This window comes from Shewanella sp. SW1, from assembly GCF_025653545.1.
GTDB lineage: Bacteria > Pseudomonadota > Gammaproteobacteria > Enterobacterales > Shewanellaceae > Shewanella > Shewanella oncorhynchi.
In genome coordinates this window covers 158507-175341 of sequence record NZ_JAKKSG010000008.1, presented here as the reverse complement: position 1 = coordinate 175341, position 16835 = coordinate 158507, and the positions used below count along the sequence as shown (strand labels likewise).

Below are 16835 nucleotides of genomic sequence, written 5' to 3'. Positions count from 1 at the left end.
GCAAACACTCTAAAGAACATTTACACAGATGCTTTTAACTCATACTTTTACTTAATTACGCGATGGGAATATCCCCTCAACCGCAATAATGAAGCTAACACCCAAATAAGGCTGAGCGATTGAAAAGGGAAGACCGTTACCTGTTGCGCCCACAGTAACCGTACCTGCTGGCGTTACAGTACCACCGCCATGAACTCCACCCAAGCTACCTGTAGCACCACTTGCCGGCGCAGTGCTGGTAAATAGCCCATGGAAATCAACAGTATCACCAAGGTTGGTGGCGGCGGTTACGGCAGTTAGATAAGTGGTTGAACCATTGGTGGGATTAGCTAATGCGTTTGCGGATGATGTGCCCACATCAATCGTCGGGGCACCAACCTGGCTGGCACTTCCCTGGAAAACTGCCGAGTGGTTGTGAGTCGGCAACTGGTTGATGGTGAGCGTAGTAGAGGGAGTACCTGCAACTTCTCCCAGAACAACCGCAGGAAGACCAGGCCCTTGCCCTTGCCCTGTCGGCACACGGCCACGTAGATCCGGTAACCCAAAAGTCGCTTGACCATCACCACCATAGGTAGTGCCCAGAATTGCAAAAAGCGCAGAATTTTGCGAAATGGACAGTAATTGCCCATTGCAAAAGGCCCAACCACGGGGAGCGAAATTACCAGCGAACATAGAAATTTGACCGATAAATGGATCTGACATTGTTTTTCTCCTTAAAATAACGATTTTGTCTAGTTAACGATTTAATTACTCACGACATTTAATCGACAGCGAGTTCCTTTAGCTGATTGCAACATCATCCACATCAATAAGAGGACCACTTAGATTGTAAAAACAAGAATAAAACAAAATAATTACAATTAAACATACATTAAAAATTGATAAACACAATCGGGCCCCAAAAAAATCAAGGTAAATGCTTTCACGTCAGTCCATCCCATCGCATCAACTCGTGGGTCTCAGAACAACTTTCAAACTTGAATCCATGCTGTAGGTAAAGCTTCTTCGCTCGCGTATTTTCCGCCTCCACTGATAAACCGACAGGTAAATGGCGTTTAATCGCCTCTTGCTTAATGTTTGCTAGCGTTGCCGAGCCAAAACCTTGTCCTCTCATGCTAGGTATCATAATTAAATCAACAAGATGGATTCTATACTCACTGATATCAAGCATCACTTTCCCGATGGTTTGCTGTTGATAGAACAAGATATAAGTGTTGGCATTTGGATATTGTTCCCGATAAGAGGCTTGCTGCAGTTGATATTGTTGCGCCAACATAGTGTCAACCACTTCACGGGGTAAACCCAGTCCATAAAAGAAAGGTTTTTGTAGAATAAAAAAGCTGTGCCATAAATGGGTTGTCGTTTGCATTAGCGGCTTTAGCACTTAAACCTATTCGTGAATTGAACTCATCAAATATCATGCTTTTTATCCCAATATAAACGCTGCAACAGTTGGTTATAGGTCATAAATAATTGCTGCCACGATGGGCTTTGCAATTCACGAAGAGGGACTGGTTCATTTGATACAACAGGCGTAAATAGTTGCCCCTGCTGTTTTGCATCAAAACGCCAATGGTGTTGCCAGCGCTCAATCTCACCTTCAGATAATGGCCATCCTAAGATGGTAGAGAATGTTGTGGGTTTAAAATCTTTTAATTGATGATAATCAAGTAGAATAGCTCGAGAAGATTGGTATAAAGCGGCAGATAATTGCGCAAAATGCTGTAAGACGGTGGTACGAAATTCATCTAAGCTAGGCTCAGTATTTTCCATCTGTTGAGTATGCAGTTCAGTTGGAAGTAAACTTTGCCCTCCAGCCATATGTCTCCCTGCAACTCGTTGATGAGAAAACATAATATCCTTAGGATTGCGTATCAAGCATAACACTCGGCTCTTAGGGTAAAGTTCGAGTAACATGGGCCAGCAGGCCAGATCCCATGCATTCCACTTGATCACTAACTCACGCTCGCCCAGCCTCAATCGCCCCTGTAGTCTTAAGCATAAATCGACGAGCTGAGGTTTTAGTTCCAAAGGCCAATGGTCATCATGCATAACATCGCTGCATAGCATAGGTTCGGAGAGCACTCGGCAAGTTTCGAGCAGGGCAAAGCTGCTCGACACTAGTGTCGAACCACAACGGGACCAGTGAAAAATCATCAAACTTGGATTTACGATAGGCAAACTTTCGCGTTGGGATAATAGGGGTTCGAGCAAAGTTTTAGGTTGGATAAAACTGGCGAGCAAACAACGACGAGCATCACTGATATCGTCCTCTAAGAAGGGTTTAGATAGCCTATGAAATGCCGGAACCCAACTCACCGTTTTATGTTGTGAGTGATAACGACAAGGGAACCAGGCTTGACTGAAGCGATCTAAATCTGGAATAAAGCTATCTTGCTGCAAAGCAATAAATGCGAGCATGTGTTCCAAATTAAGCTCTGGCCAAGCAAGAAAATCCGTCATCAGCGCGATAAAATGCTCTACATCATTCGCTTGATGCAGTAAAAACAATGACTCAGGTTGATGCAACAATTGCCAATAGCGTTGCTGTTGTTCTTTAAAATCAACCATTAGGAAGCCATAGGGTAAAAGTTAATGTATTGCACCATACGCGGTAACGTCCCACGATTAGGACTGGCGCCGTGGGGCAAGGCATGGTGCCAAATGATTAAATCGCCCGCTTTAGCCGCTATAGGTTTTACTTGCCAGCGATGCCAATCCTGTTGCTGAAGCTCAATATCAGGCTTGTTCTGTTCGAGAAGCCACTCCTCTATCTTGAGATGAAATCCGGGGACACAACAGAATGCGCCTTGTTCGGCACTGGTATCGGTTAAATAAATTAACCCTTGAGTCGCAAACTCAACGGGGAGCTGTAGCGGCATATCCCAGTGCATATCCGGACCGGGGAAATGCCAAGTTGGCGTTTCAGGTGAATTAAAACTGACTCTATCGGTTGTCATAACTAAATCAGTTCGCTGCCACAACCGTTCAAACACTTGACGGATTTTGGGGACTTGTCGATTCGCGTCCAGTTGCGGATGGCGAAACAGTTGCAGCATGATTTTCTGCATAAACTCATGAGGTTGATACCAAGTGGTGGGATCTTGTTCATTGGCTCCTAACTGCTGCCAAATAAAATCTCGTGTTGCGGCGCATTGCTCTGCCGTGAGTACTTGCGGGATCACTAAGTAGCCTTCACTTTGCCAAAAATTGAGTTGTGACTCGCTGAGGACTGCCGCCGGATTTGAGTCTTCAACCTCTGTAGAATTTAAGTCTTCGACTTCTGGTACAGTGACCGATGGCGTTAATCCATGGGAAATAGCGCCTAATTGCTGATTAATCCCTGCAATATCCGCGGCTGTCAGCTTGGCTATTTGCTGAATGTAAGCGATAAAAGCTGACTGATGATCGTTTTGATATAAAGCTCTTAGACCCGGCTCTAGCCCTATTCCACAAAGATCCAGCAAGGTTTTATCTAAGTGCCATTCATTAGCCAGTTCAGTGAATGGCACTCCCCGTTTGCGTTGCTGTATCTTTTGCCAAAGCCGCTGCAAATGATAAATGCCTAAGCAGCTCAGATCGTCACTCGACACCAGCACTGGTTTTTGCTCTATAACATCAAACACAAAATCGGGATGAGTACCCTGCTCATATCGAAAAGCAAGGCATGAGAGTGGCTTAAGCCAATGCTCGCGTCGATATCGAGGTAACGTGAGTTGAGATTGGTTTTCGCTCAACTTCGATTCACCATAAACTTGAATGCTGGTAGTAAACTTAAGCGTTACTGCACTCGGGCTGAAATCGGGTAATAGTAATGTACCAGCCAAGAAACTGCGGTCTCCACTGGCAAGCAAGCGTGCTGTTTGTAGGTTGAGCGCGAATAACGGCCCTAAATAATGCGTCTCCACAAAATCCTGCACAGTACGACACTCAAGCCAAGCGTCTAACTCAATATTTTGCGGGATGAGCACACCATCATCGGCAAGATACGCCTGTAAATGGGTAAAAATTTGCACTTGCGGCTCCTGTTGCAACAAGTGCTTCATGGTTTCGGAAAGAATCACATCAAACTTTACGACTGTATTTGGCTGCCAAAGCGTGGCATCCGCACAGACACTCTCCACCATACGATCAGCTAAATCAAAGTGTTCAATAAGCTTGGTAACTTTATCTAACGAGGCTTGATGAATGTCGAGCAAGGTCACTTGAATTTGACTCGCAGAAAATAACGGCAGCAGAGGTAATAATAACCAAGCAAAAGGCCCAGTCCCCGCATATAAGATGTTCACAATCTGCCCGGGATGAGCCTTTAGACGATCTTGTATTGCTTGATAAATACCTTGTATAAAGACTCGGCCCCGCTCGGGATCTTCGGCACACTGCGCCGCGGTAGTGAGTGACACCGCCTTACCAAAAGGCGTATGGCTCGCCTCAGTATCCAAAAAAGACTCGGGGTGTAACTCCACTGCCGCTATTTGGCACAACTGCTTCAGCATGGGATCAATGAGCCGTTTAGACTCCCCTGCTGAGGTTGACAGCAGTAGCGCATTAGCAAACTGAGTTAATACAGCTATATCCAAACTATGCCCTAATTCAAGCGCTGATCTTTGCAGCATCGATTAACTCCCTTAACCAAGTATTGACCTCGCAATCAATCACTAAATTGATCCGCGCATCCTGCCCTTTATTTTCAACCCAATGGACTTGGTCGGCATTGATATACCAGAGCTCTCCGGCCTGCATGGGTACACGTTTATCGTCCACGTAAAAGTTGAGTTGCTCATTCGTTTGCAGTGGCAAATGTAATCTTGCCTCGCCTTGTTCTAGGCAGAGTCCTTGATCTCTATGGGGTTTGATTTCTGCCCCCGCATGTAAGCGCATCAAACGCACGGATTTCACTGGGCAGGCTAAAGATTGCAGAAAATGGCATAACGCAGGGCTCGATTCGAGTTGAGGCAAATCTTGCCAGTGCTGACCAGTAGAAATTGAGAAGGCTTGCAAGATAGGATGAGCACCGCGATACTCTGCAGCACAGCGTAAGACGAGAACATCCCAACCCCCCATATAATCACGCTGATTTACATGGGGTAACCAGTCTTGTTGCAGCAAAGCATTCAACTCTTGCTGTAAACTAAGGGAGTTTGAAACTTGAGCTAATAGGGCAAAAGAACAGATATCCATATCCAACCGCTTAATTTTCAGACTAAAAATAATTAATCATCCAAGACTAGCACAAAGATTTAAGCATACAAGTGACTCGAATCATCGTCATCACTGAGTATTACGCAGTGCAACAATCAATGCTAAGCGTGATTCAGTTTTGCAAAAATAGGAAATACCCATGTTTAACTGGAAGACTATCGATACGGTTCTGCTCGATATGGATGGCACCCTATTGGATTTGCACTTCGACAATCATTTTTGGCTGAATTTAGTACCGCAGGAATTGAGTCGACAGCAAGGTGTGAGCCACAACGAAGCGCAGCAATTAGTTGTGAACGCCTATGAGAAAGTCGTAGGCACGCTCGATTGGTACTGTCTCGATTATTGGCAGGAGCAACTGCAGCTCGACATTATGGGCTTGCACCGCACTTTAGTGGATCGCATTCAACTGCGCCAAGACAGCATGCCATTTTTAGCGGCCTTGGCCTCTGCAGGTAAACGGCGCATCTTAGTGACCAATGCGCATCCCAAGAGTCTTGCCCTAAAGCTTGAACATACCGAGCTGGCAGCAGGGCTCGATGACATGATTTCTAGCCACGAGACAGGTTACCCTAAGGAACACCCACAATTTTGGCTGACCTTGTTTAAGCAATTCAACCTTGAACCAAGTCGCTGTCTCTTTATCGACGATAGCGAACCCATACTCAAGGCCGCAAAACTTGCCGGTGTGGGTCATCAATTAGGAATTGCTAACCCTGACAGTAAAAAACCAATCAAAGTCTTTCACGATTTCCCCGCGATTACCGACTATCACTCACTACTGACTGATCTAACGCGATAAAAGGCTATAAAAAAGGCACCTTAGGTGCCTTCGTTTCTATTCATAGCGTGTTTTAGGATCGAACGTTTAATCGCAACTCTCGCATTACGGCCTTCACATCTGAGCACTCACATTAAGTTTAAGTGCTCATCTAAAACAGCGCTATAACCCAGGGATCCGCCCCTGATATACCACAGGGAAATAACCATCCGCACCACGCTTACCTAAAATATTCAGCGACTCACGCATATCTTCCGGTTGCTCTGCCGTTTCTTTAATCTTAGCCTCAACCTTCACCATATTGCCTTCATCTAACTGTAAGGTACCAACAATACCAAGCTGGTTCTTGGTTTCATCTGTGGCCAATTGCGCTTTGCCTTCGACACAACTCAGTCCGAGTTCAATATTACCTAGAGGATAGTTACCAAACTGATTCTTAACATTGGTTTGATTCAAAAACAGCTTACCAGACAACTGTTCACACCAAGGCTTACCTTGCTCTAGCGTCTCGACCAACAAACTGACTTCACCGGTGATTTCGGTTTTAAAAGGCAGTTTTGCATTGCCGAGTAAAAAACTATCCGGCGCTTCGAAACGTAGCCCCTGCGCACTTAAGCCTCCCATAGACCAAGAAATTAATCCCTTAGCACTGACAGGTGTTGCGCGGCTGCCCACTTGAAAATCCACTTTCACTTTACCTAAAAATAGCGCCCAAGGACTCAGACCCCAACGCACTTGCTCTACCTGACGCTGCGGCATACTTAAGGTTTCTATGCTGCCAGACCAAATACTGCCACTTACACCCGAAACACTGATATTCGCGGGCAATGGGGCTAACGCTATCGCAATCTTAGCGGGGAATAGAACGACTAAAAACATTAAATAAATCAGTACGCCTATGATGACTTTTTTTATCAAACTCACAGCTACACCTTAATTTATTGCGCTAATTGGATACGTCTCACTTTGACATAGCCAGGTACATCAGCCTCAGCCAAATCAACACTTTCGAGCGAAAGTCCTTTCTTCTGCACTAACTCACTCAAATAACCTAACAAGGCATCAAAAGGAACATCGTCCATCCACACTTGGATCTTATCGCCTTGGGGTTGCATGCGAGTAATCACTAACCCATAATTGCCCGCAGTTTGGTTAACCACTGAGCTTAAACTGCCCGACGTAGTTGGCTTAGCACCGTTCTGCTTAAGACTCGCTATTTTATTCGCCGTTTGTTTTACATAGTTCAACGTCTGTTGCTGTGCATTGAGGTTACGTAATGCATCGGCTTCAGCATTGGCAATCGGCGTCCAAACACCCCAATAAAAAATACCAATGACTAAAAATACCGAGCAAAAGCCTACTAACTGCTGCTCGCGCGATGCGAGCCCTTGCCACCAAGTCCGCAAATTATCCATCTTATTTGCTCCTCAAGGTTAATGTACTGGTGACTTGCTCTTCACCGCTATTCATAGTGCCGCCATCGAGTTGAAAACGACGACCGACAATCTCTTTAAACTTCTCGATCTGCGCGTAATTTTTCGCACTCACTTGCATACGGATCTCGTTACGCGCGCTTTCGAATCTTAGGCTATTAGGTTTAAGTTCAGGCACTTGCTTAAAGGCATCCTGTAAACCATCGAGCATGGCAAAAAACTCGGCACCACTGCCCTGTCCCTGCAATGCACGTAACTGACTTTCCATCTGCGAACGTAGGTTAACAATGCGCGAATTTCCCGGGATCACTTGCTGATAAATGGATTCACTCTGGGCTTTAAGATCGGCAACCTGACCATTGACTTGATGTATAGTCAGCCCTTTATTCACTAAGGCCAGCACGCACGCGATGGCGATAACGATGGCAGCGCTCTTCCACATCACCAACTGTTTGCTGTATTCACGCTTCGGCGTGTAAACGCCGCTCAGTAAATTCACTGGCGCATGCAAAATACCGCGGGCTAACACTAACATAGGTAGCTCGAGTGACTGCGGCTTAAGCTCGACACCCTCGAGTTGCATCTCGGTATAACTGGCGACAGAGACTTCGCCCTGTGCAGGCTTAAGTTGTTCTAACGCAATTGGCAACCAAGGCAGAGGTAAGCTCTGGCCCGAAGCTAATCCGGTACGCAGCAATAGCTCATTGCCAAAATTCATTGCCGCCCATTGGCACTCTTGCAATGGCAAGGCTAAACAGTCAGGCACAATGCGCTTCACTTTTAAACCCGCTTCAGTCAAACAACTCAGCCAAGTCTGCATTTGCTCATGGGCCACTGCGACCACACTTAAGGCGTCACCGTCACGTGGACCAACAGTAAAATGCATAGCATCGACATCATCGGCTAAGGCTTCTTCGAGCATAAAAGGCAAGGCTTTCAAGGCTTGGCGTTGGCCTTTTTCGGGCAAATGCACACTAGTGAGTGTCATTGCCGCGGCGGGCACTAACACATCGACGGGACGATTGCCCGCACGCTCAGTTAAGGTCGACAAACCTTGGGCATTGGCGAGCTCGCCAGAGGCGATAATTTCCTGTTCTTGCTCCGACCAAACGAGCCAAGAGCACGCTTGCTCTGCTGTTCTGCCTAAGCGAATAAATAGCCGTTCACTCACAGTTTTTCTCCACCAGTCCCAGTCAAGAAAGCGTGACTGAGCTCGTTGCTATTATTTTTGTCCACCAGATTCTGCCGGGTGAGCACTGCCATTATTTTTGCCCACCAACATCAAACCCTGACGGGTGAGCACTTCCATTATTTTTGGCCACCAAACTGACGGGTAAGCACTTCCATTTTATTGCCGCCGCTCTTTTTGAGCACACTTTCCATTCTAAATACGGCGTTATCAACCTTCGCCCCCGAGGCCAATAAAAAATATTGGCTATCGATGACAAAGCTCGACTTCATGGCACCTTCCCACTTGATCGATCCCATGGATGAGCTTTCATAAAAATCATCTATCTTGGCAAAGCCATCGCCGGGGCGTTGGTTGATGATACTTTCTGCTTCGCCTACCGAAATCTGATTTTCAAGCATGCCAGCTAACAGTGCCGCTTGCTCGACTTCCAAGGTATTCACATTCAGTAATTGCCTGTCATTACCAGGGATAACGCATACATAGGGCAAGAGTTTCAAATAGATATCTTGGGTGTATCCCATCACTGCCCGTAATTCACTGCGATGATTCATCAGCGTATTGGCCGCACGGTAAGGCACATTTCGCGCTTCGTATTCCGCATCTTCGGCACCATAAGGGCTAGCAGTAGTGTCTTCGTCGATATAATCTTTTAAGGTCTGGGTCAGACGGTCCGCACTAAAGTCGTCCATCCCTAAACTCACCAACAAGGCCTTATATTGCTTCGCCGCCAGCGGCAGCTTAGGTTGACTGTTTTCCACCTCTTTCGTGGTCACAGACAAGGCATTTAAGTTAAAACAGGCGCGCATATCAGTGATCTTGCCAGCAATTTCACCGTATTCAGCCGGAAACACAACATCGGCCATGGCCCAATATTGTTGCCTGTGGACCCGACCTTCCGAGTCGTCTAAATCTTGTTTTAAAATCTTCTTCGCCAGTTCTTCGGCAGAAATCGCGTACCAATAGGCTTGATCGTACTGGGCCAAGTTCAACGTTCGACGCATGGATAACTGATTACGGCCAGTGATATTTGTCGCGATGATCACCACCATGGCCACAATCAAGAGCACAACTATCAGTGCGACACCACGCTGTTTAGACCGAGATTGGGTTCTCATTCGCGGCCCTCATCTTCAGGGTCGCCATCACCTGGATCACCAGAACCGTCACCTGGATCGTTCCCCGAGCCATCATCGACTCCATCTTTGTCTTTATCTTTGTTCGTATCGTCCGGATTTTCGTCTTTATTATCGTCATCCTTAGACTTTTCTGGTGCAACAGCACCCAGCGGCAACAAGAACTTACGTTGGATCTTGCCTAAACCTTCAATCTCAATCTCCATGGCGATCGCTTTAGGCAACTTAGTCGCCTCGACTTTACGCTCCCACTTGTCTTCCATGAAGAAGGAATATTCCACCGACAGCACTTTGTCGATAATCACTGTCTTAATCGGCTCGGCGCCAAATTCAGGCTCAGGATAAGGAAAATACCAACGTTCCAGCCGCCCTTCATGCACCACATACGCCACCGACTGTAAGCTGCCTCGCGGTAATAAACCGTCGGGATTTAACCAGCCTAAACGGTAAAACACTAAGGCTTCTGATTCCGAATCTAAGATATCATTGCCCGTTTGGAAGACGGTCGAACCTCGACCACCTTCGAGTAATCTTGGCGTGCGCGCCACCATTTGCGCGAGATCACGCTCAATCGCACCAAAACCTTGCTGTAGAGCTTTAAGCCGAGTTGAAAACGCGCGCGTCACTTCATCGTTAGTCAGCACTGTGCTGAGTACCGCATTAGAAGCCAAACCTATCATGGCAAAAATCGCAATGGCGATCAGCATTTCCAGCAGGGTGAATCCCCGTTGCGCACTAGTTAGTTTTAAGGACATAACTGCTCACTTGTGCGGCAATACGCTGATAGCGTTCGTCTTCACTCACACTTATGCGGATCATACGAAAATTATCGTCCGTCGTTTTCACCACTTCTTTACGCCAATACCAATCTTTTCCTGCGAGCTCAACTTGACCTTCTTTTTTACCGATTTCAGGAAACTGTGGATCAAGTCTGGCATCGACCATCTGATTATCAGCCACCCACTGTGCCAAAGTGCGCGATTCCAGAATCGGCATGTTTGCCATCTGCTCGCCCAAACTTTTAGTGATAGACACAGCCGCAATCGAAAATACGGCAAGGGCCACAATCACTTCGAGTAGGGTCATGCCCTTAACGCGTTTCATCGGGGCGCCCTATGGTTAATCTGCCCAGCGCATCACCGACCACTAACGTTTCGGCCTGCTGGCCTTTGTTCGTTTTAGCGATAAACGTCAGCTCAAAAGCGCTCATTTCACCGCTCGGGAATAGCATGACCTGTGGCTCAGGGTGTTTCTTCTTATCATCGGCAGAGGGTTCAATCAGCGGTTCTTCAAACCAAGAATCGTCTTTCTCATCCTCTTGTACCAAAGGTAAACCATCGAGCACTAAGTTCAGTACAACCCCTGGCTCCATTTGCTTTTCAGATAAAAGTCTGTCTTTATCCAAAGGCTCCCACTTACCTTCTTTATAAAAAACAAACTGATAACTGGTTTTCTCAATCACAATACCAATAAACTGGCCACTTAAAACGGTTTCATCAAGCACCATTTCAGTGGCCGCAATAAACTGCCGCGCCGTTCTATCTAAGGCCTGTTGCGGCCCAGAATTGCCGATAGACATAGTCACAGCCGCAGCCGTGAGCCCCATCAACAAAATCACTAGCATCACCTCCATTAAGGTGAAACCAGCGTGACGCAGCTTTAGCATCTTATTGGAAATTCTGTAAATTCCAGTTACCGATGTCATCTTCGGTACCTGGTTGACCATCGGGGCCTGCACTGAAAATATCTAACTTGCCGTTTTCGCCAGGGCTTAACAACAGGTAGTTATTGCGCCATGGATCTTCTGGCAAACGTTTTACATAACCATCTTCACGGTAGTTACGTGGCTCAGGCGAAATCGTAGGCTTTTGCACTAATGCTTCTAAGCCTTGTTCGGTCGATGGATAGACACCGTTATCTAACTTATACATATCTAAGGCATTTTCGAGTGCAACAATGTCAGACACAGCTTTTTGTTGGTCAGCCTTGTCTTTGTTACCCATCAAGTTAGGCACAACCATAGAGGCTAAAATCCCTAAAATCACGATAACAACCATCACTTCGAGTAAGGTAAAACCTTGATGTTTCTTGTTCATTTGCATCGACTACTTCTCCTAAAAAAATCCTATGCCAATCGACTTGGTCATAATCCATAAATTCAAAAATTAACCGCTAATCAAGTTATTCAAGGCTAAAATTGGCTGCAAAATTGCCATCACGATAAAGAGCACAACACACGCCATACTGACCACCAGCATAGGCTCGAATACACCCAATGCTATGTTGACGTTACCTTCGAATTCCCTGTCTTGGTTATCGGCGGCCCGCTCTAACATCTGCTCAAGTTGACCACTCTTCTCGCCCGACGCAATCATGTATAACATCATAGCCGGAAACAACTTAGTATTAGTCAACGCTGCACCTAAGCTAGTTCCTTCCCGCACGCGTGCGGTCGCATCGTCAACTGCGGCCCGCACTCGCATATTCTGCAACACTTCACTGGCGATACGCATACCATCGAGCAAAGGCACTGAACTGGCGGATAAGATACTTAACGTCCGCGCAAAACGCGCCGTATTTAATCCCTTACTCACACGGCCAACAACTGGCATGCTCAATAAAAAATTATCGTACTTCATCCGAAACGCAGGTGACTTTAACATGCGCCGAAAGAGTGCGAACAGCAGCACTAAGGCGATGACCACAAACACACCATAGTTTTGAACAAAGTCAGAGGCAGAAATCAAGAAGCGGGTCGAAGCGGGTAACTCGGCGCCCATGTGCTCAAACTGTCCGACCACTTTAGGCACAACCGCTGCTAGCAGGATTGAAATCACCCCTATCGCCACTGTGGTCAAAACCGCGGGATAAATCATGGCTTGGGTCAGCTTAGATTTAAGCTGTTGGCGTCGCTCTGTGTAATCTGCTAACCGATTAAGCACCACTTCTAAGTGACCGGATTTTTCACCCGAGGCCACCATGGCACGGTATAAATCATCGAAAATATGCGGAAATTCAGCCAAGGAATCGGCCAGACTATAACCTTCTACCACCCGAGAACGTACCGCCATAATCATGCTCGCGAGACGATCTTTCTCGCACTGCTGACCAACGGCTTTAAGGGATTCTTCAATCGGTAAACCAGCGGCCACTAAGGTCGCAATTTGGCGGGTGATCAAAGCTAATTCAGCAACTGAAATGCCACGTTTGAAAAACGAAAAACTGCTGCTCTTAGCTTTGGCTTCTTTTTCAGTAACAGGCAGTATTTCCAAGGGCATCATGCGCTGATCGCGCAGTTGGCTGCGGGCGTGTCTGGCGGTATCCGCCTCAATCACACCCTTAAGCTGCTTTCCCTTGGCATCCAGTGCCTTATATTCAAATGCTGGCATAAATTACTCCTCGCGAGTCACACGTAGCACTTCTTCGAGAGTGGTGATGCCCGCGAGCACTTTGCTCATGCCATCGTGACGAATGCTCGGTACAAACTGACGAATATACTTTTCGATGGCTAACTCTCCGCGGCCGCCATGGATCAATTCACGCACATTATCGTCAACCAGTAACAGCTCATGAATACCGGTTCGACCACGGTAGCCATTGTTACCACAGGATTTACAGCCATTGGCACGGAAAATACGCCTGTCGTCATCGGCGGCTATGCCCAGCAACTCACGCTCACGCGCATCGGGCACATGCTCGATTTTACATTTAGGACAAAGGGTTCGGATCAAGCGTTGAGCCAACACGCCGAGTAAACTTGAAGACACGAGGAAAGGCTCTACGCCCATATCTTGCAAACGCGTTATCGCACCAGAGGCTGTATTGGTATGCAGGGTTGAAATTACCATGTGACCAGTGAGTGACGCTTGCACCGCAATTTGCGCGGTTTCGAGGTCACGGATCTCACCTATCATCACCACATCGGGATCTTGACGCAAAATAGCGCGCAGACCACGGGCGAAAGTCATGTCGGCCTTAGTGTTAACTTGGGTCTGACCGATACCGTCTAACTCGTATTCGATAGGGTCTTCTACTGTGAGTATGTTGGTGTCTTTGGAGTTGATCTCCGTCAGACCCGCATACAAAGTGGTACTTTTACCCGAGCCCGTAGGGCCAGTCACCAAAATGATCCCGTGAGGACGACGAATAAGATCTTCAAACTTAACGCGAATACTGTCTGTCATCCCCAATTGTTCTAAATCGAGGTTGCCAGTATTTTTATCCAGCAGACGCAGTACAACACGTTCACCGTGGCTCGATGGCATGGTCGATACCCGCACATCTACCGCACGACCTGCGATTCGCAGCGAAATACGGCCATCCTGTGGCACACGTTTTTCGGCGATATCGAGGCGAGCCATAACCTTAATCCGCGACACTAACAGCGACGACAGTTTACGGTTTGGCTTGAGGACTTCCTTGAGCACACCATCGATGCGGAAACGCACCACGAGCTGTTTCTCGTAGGTTTCGATATGGATATCCGACGCTTCTTCTTTAATCGCTTCAGATAACAAGGCATTAATCAATTTGATGATAGGCGCATCATCATCACCTTCAAGTAAGTCTTCGGTCTGCGGCAGCTCTTCGGCAAGGGTGAATAAATCCATCTCGTTGCCTATGTCTTCCATCAACTGCTGCGCTTCAGACGAGTTCGCCTGATATGCTTGAGTGAGTTTGGCCTCAAACTTTGCGACTTCGAGCTTAACCAAAGGCAAATCAACACCCGAATAACGCCGTGCTTCGAGCATAGCCGTTAACGGTGTTTTACTCGTATAAAACAAGCTTAACTCGCCCGTTTCACCCTGCGCGAGCACCACATCGTGGCGGTGTGCAAAGGCAAAAGGTAAACGCTCTTTACTGCTCGAACGAAATACCTCATCACCTTCAGCTTCAAGGCCTAGCTCATTAGAGACTTGGCTGAGGTCATCGACTTGGGATAGTTGAATTTCACTCATTGGTTTTATCTTTGTTTTTGTTTTCATCGAGCGTTTTGAGCGTTGGATCCGTTTTACGCATCTGGGTCTCTAAACCTTTACCTTCTTTATAACGCTCTAAAATCTCGTTAACTTCAGGTGGTAAATACTCAGACTGATTCCATTCATCTAGTACAGGCACTTTAGTATCAGGCATTAAGTTAACGCCACGCTCTTGCTGTTCAAGCTGTAATGCTCTGAAATAATTATATTTACGTCCAGCAATCCCTTCCATCGTGATGCCATCACGTATAATCGTTGGCTTGATGAAGATCATGAGGTTTTTCTTCGTTTTTTTGCTCGAAGAAGATTTAAACAAATGTCCTAGAATAGGGATATCACCCAAGAACGGTACTTTTTGTATACTTTCTTGTACTTCTTCGTTGATCAAACCACCGAGTACCACAATTTGACCAGAATCCGCCATAACGGTAGTGGTTAAACGACGAGTCGCGAAGGAAATATCCACGCCTGTATTACCGTTAACCCCAGAAACTTCCTGTTCAATCGTCAGCTTAACTGAGCTGCCTTCGTTGATCTGCGGCACCACTTTCAGTTTAACCCCAACCTCTTTACGCTCAACGGTTTGGAATGGGTTGCTGTTGCTCGAACTGGCGGTAGAACCTGTCAGAATAGGCACTTCGTCACCCACAATAAACGAGGCTTCTTGGTTATCTAAGGTCGTAATAGAAGGCGTTGCAAGTACGTTTGAGTTAGTGTCACTCGACACTGCTTGAATTAAGGCACCAAAGTCGCCCATGGCCACGCCCCAAGCCATACCGTTCACTTTACCTAAGGCTTGGGCGAGTAGCGTCACATCTCCGCGCTTATCTGGGTTGGTGGTCACTACGGGCTGCCCTGTATTCGGATCAATCGTCGTCACTGAAGAGCCTTTTTCCCCTTGTGCCTGCCATACACCCGCGCCAATCTCACCTATGGTTGGGCCTAAGTTATTAAACTGAGTGCCGCCGCCCGCTTTAGCCGCCCATTGCACCCCGAAGCCCACGTTATCGCCCTCAGCCACTTCCACGATAATCGCTTCAACTAACACTTGAGCACGGCGGATGTCGAGTTGATTAATCACGCTCTCGATAGTACGCATCTGATCGGGTTCAGCACTGATCACTAAGGCGTTGGTTTCAGTATGCGCCATGATATTAATTTCATTACGGCGTTTACCACCACCCGCAGCCTGAGCGCTCGGATCTTTCTCGCCTTCCAATTTTTGGGCAAAACCGGTCAGCACTTCAACTAAATCTTCTGCTTTGGCATAACGTAGATAACGGACTTTTGTGTTACCTGTACTGGCTTGTTCGGCATCGAGACGATGGATAAGCTCGACCACACGTTGGCGGCTCTTCTCATCACCGCTCACGACCACGGCATTAATACGTTCGTCAGCAACCACTTTTGGTGCTTGGCCTGGCAATTGAGATTGGTTAGCGGTAGCACGATAAAGGGTATCTATGATTCGTACCATTTCACCCGCAGAAGCAAATTCTAACGGCACCACTTGCACCGAGGTATCGCCTTGCTTATCCACTCGACGGATAATTTCGACTAACTTGTTCACTACAGCAGCACGGCCAGACAACATCAAGACATTGGAGGGGTCGTAGTTCACTACGTTGCCGCCACCCGCATTATCATTAAGTTGACGCAATAACGGCGCTAATTGCTTAGCCTCAGTGTTATACAGCGCCACGATACGCGTCACCATTTCATCACCAAGGCCGGGGTCGTTATCGTTAGCGACTCGAATTGCAGCGGTTTTGGCATCTTTGTCTTTAATGACTTTAATAACGTTATTTTCCATCTCAACGATGGCATAACCGTAAACTTGTAAAACGTTGAGGAAAAACTGGTAATACTGTTCATCGTTCAACAGATCATAACTGCGAACGTTGATTTTGCCGCGAATTGTCGGGTCAACTATGATGGTCTTATTCAGGTTTTTACCAACGATATTGATAAATTCTTGAATATCCGTGCCTTTAAAGTTGGCCGCATACTGTTCAGACCAAGCGAATTGGGAGGAGAACATGGCTGCACCCGCAACAACCCCAGCAATCAGCTTGCGTCGAATCCTTTTGTTATTCATTCTTTTTCTTTCCTCTA

The 16835-nt window shown here is 46.9% G+C and carries 17 protein-coding genes; 1 reads left to right on the top strand and 16 read right to left on the bottom strand.

Going from position 1 to position 16835, the window contains the following annotated elements; all coding sequences use genetic code 11:
* Window positions 1-51 precede the first annotated feature (51 nt).
* From L5M71_RS09435 to L5M71_RS09415, 5 genes are all read right to left on the bottom strand, one after another.
* Complete coding sequence (locus L5M71_RS09435) at window positions 52-702, bottom strand: phage tail protein (protein WP_263147043.1); 651 nt, start codon at window positions 700-702, stop codon at window positions 52-54.
* A gap of 220 nt (window positions 703-922) precedes the next feature.
* Window positions 923-1369, bottom strand: a complete 447-nt coding sequence (locus tag L5M71_RS09430) for a GNAT family N-acetyltransferase (protein WP_263207107.1) — start codon at window positions 1367-1369, stop codon at window positions 923-925.
* A 41-nt stretch (window positions 1370-1410) separates the two neighbouring features.
* A complete protein-coding gene (locus tag L5M71_RS09425) occupies window positions 1411-2571 on the bottom strand; it encodes a sulfotransferase domain-containing protein (RefSeq protein ID WP_261271933.1) in 1161 nt (386 codons plus the stop codon).
* Window positions 2571-4616: a phytanoyl-CoA dioxygenase family protein gene (locus L5M71_RS09420; protein ID WP_263207104.1), complete on the bottom strand. Its 2046-nt coding sequence runs from the start codon at window positions 4614-4616 to the stop codon at window positions 2571-2573. Before L5M71_RS09420 ends, L5M71_RS09425 begins: the two co-directional genes overlap by 1 nt.
* Window positions 4594-5181: an aspartyl/asparaginyl beta-hydroxylase domain-containing protein gene (locus L5M71_RS09415; protein WP_263202613.1), complete on the bottom strand. Its 588-nt coding sequence runs from the start codon at window positions 5179-5181 to the stop codon at window positions 4594-4596. The genes L5M71_RS09420 and L5M71_RS09415 overlap by 23 nt, the downstream gene beginning before the upstream one ends.
* A gap of 160 nt (window positions 5182-5341) precedes the next feature.
* Here L5M71_RS09415 and yrfG point away from each other — a divergent pair, with 160 nt between their 5' ends.
* Complete coding sequence (gene yrfG, locus L5M71_RS09410; RefSeq protein ID WP_105251004.1) at window positions 5342-6004, top strand: GMP/IMP nucleotidase; 663 nt, start codon at window positions 5342-5344, stop codon at window positions 6002-6004.
* 141 nt (window positions 6005-6145) lie between these two features.
* On the opposite strand, the gene L5M71_RS09405 is transcribed toward yrfG, so the two are convergent.
* The 11 genes from L5M71_RS09405 to gspD form a co-directional block, all read right to left on the bottom strand.
* Window positions 6146-6907, bottom strand: coding sequence for a type II secretion system protein N (locus tag L5M71_RS09405; RefSeq protein ID WP_263202612.1), 762 nt, complete (start codon window positions 6905-6907; stop codon window positions 6146-6148).
* A gap of 14 nt (window positions 6908-6921) precedes the next feature.
* Window positions 6922-7398, bottom strand: coding sequence for a type II secretion system protein M (locus tag L5M71_RS09400; RefSeq protein ID WP_105251002.1), 477 nt, complete (start codon window positions 7396-7398; stop codon window positions 6922-6924).
* A 1-nt stretch (window position 7399) separates the two neighbouring features.
* The gene (gene gspL / locus L5M71_RS09395; protein ID WP_263179884.1) at window positions 7400-8587 is read right to left on the bottom strand and encodes a type II secretion system protein GspL; all 1188 of its coding nucleotides are present in this window, start codon (window positions 8585-8587) and stop codon (window positions 7400-7402) included.
* Window positions 8588-8724: 137 nt separating this feature from the next.
* Window positions 8725-9723: a type II secretion system minor pseudopilin GspK gene (gene gspK, locus L5M71_RS09390; protein WP_105251000.1), complete on the bottom strand. Its 999-nt coding sequence runs from the start codon at window positions 9721-9723 to the stop codon at window positions 8725-8727.
* Window positions 9720-10496 carry a type II secretion system minor pseudopilin GspJ gene (gspJ, locus tag L5M71_RS09385; protein WP_131525235.1) on the bottom strand — a complete coding sequence of 259 codons (777 nt, stop codon included), beginning with the start codon at window positions 10494-10496 and terminating at the stop codon, window positions 9720-9722. The genes gspK and gspJ overlap by 4 nt, the downstream gene beginning before the upstream one ends.
* Window positions 10477-10845, bottom strand: a complete 369-nt coding sequence (gene gspI, locus L5M71_RS09380) for a type II secretion system minor pseudopilin GspI (protein ID WP_105250998.1) — start codon at window positions 10843-10845, stop codon at window positions 10477-10479. Before gspI ends, gspJ begins: the two co-directional genes overlap by 20 nt.
* Window positions 10832-11407 (bottom strand): type II secretion system minor pseudopilin GspH, encoded by a 576-nt coding sequence (gspH, locus tag L5M71_RS09375; protein ID WP_113941577.1) that lies wholly within the window; start codon window positions 11405-11407, stop codon window positions 10832-10834. The genes gspI and gspH overlap by 14 nt, the downstream gene beginning before the upstream one ends.
* Before the next feature lies 1 nt (window position 11408).
* The gene (gene gspG, locus L5M71_RS09370) at window positions 11409-11843 is read right to left on the bottom strand and encodes a type II secretion system major pseudopilin GspG (protein ID WP_105250996.1); all 435 of its coding nucleotides are present in this window, start codon (window positions 11841-11843) and stop codon (window positions 11409-11411) included.
* A 63-nt stretch (window positions 11844-11906) separates the two neighbouring features.
* Window positions 11907-13130 carry a type II secretion system inner membrane protein GspF gene (gspF, locus tag L5M71_RS09365; RefSeq protein WP_105250995.1) on the bottom strand — a complete coding sequence of 408 codons (1224 nt, stop codon included), beginning with the start codon at window positions 13128-13130 and terminating at the stop codon, window positions 11907-11909.
* Window positions 13131-13133: 3 nt separating this feature from the next.
* Window positions 13134-14699, bottom strand: a complete 1566-nt coding sequence (gspE, locus tag L5M71_RS09360) for a type II secretion system ATPase GspE (RefSeq protein ID WP_263173768.1) — start codon at window positions 14697-14699, stop codon at window positions 13134-13136.
* Complete coding sequence (gspD, locus tag L5M71_RS09355) at window positions 14692-16818, bottom strand: type II secretion system secretin GspD (protein WP_263173767.1); 2127 nt, start codon at window positions 16816-16818, stop codon at window positions 14692-14694. Before gspD ends, gspE begins: the two co-directional genes overlap by 8 nt.
* Window positions 16819-16835 lie beyond the last annotated feature (17 nt).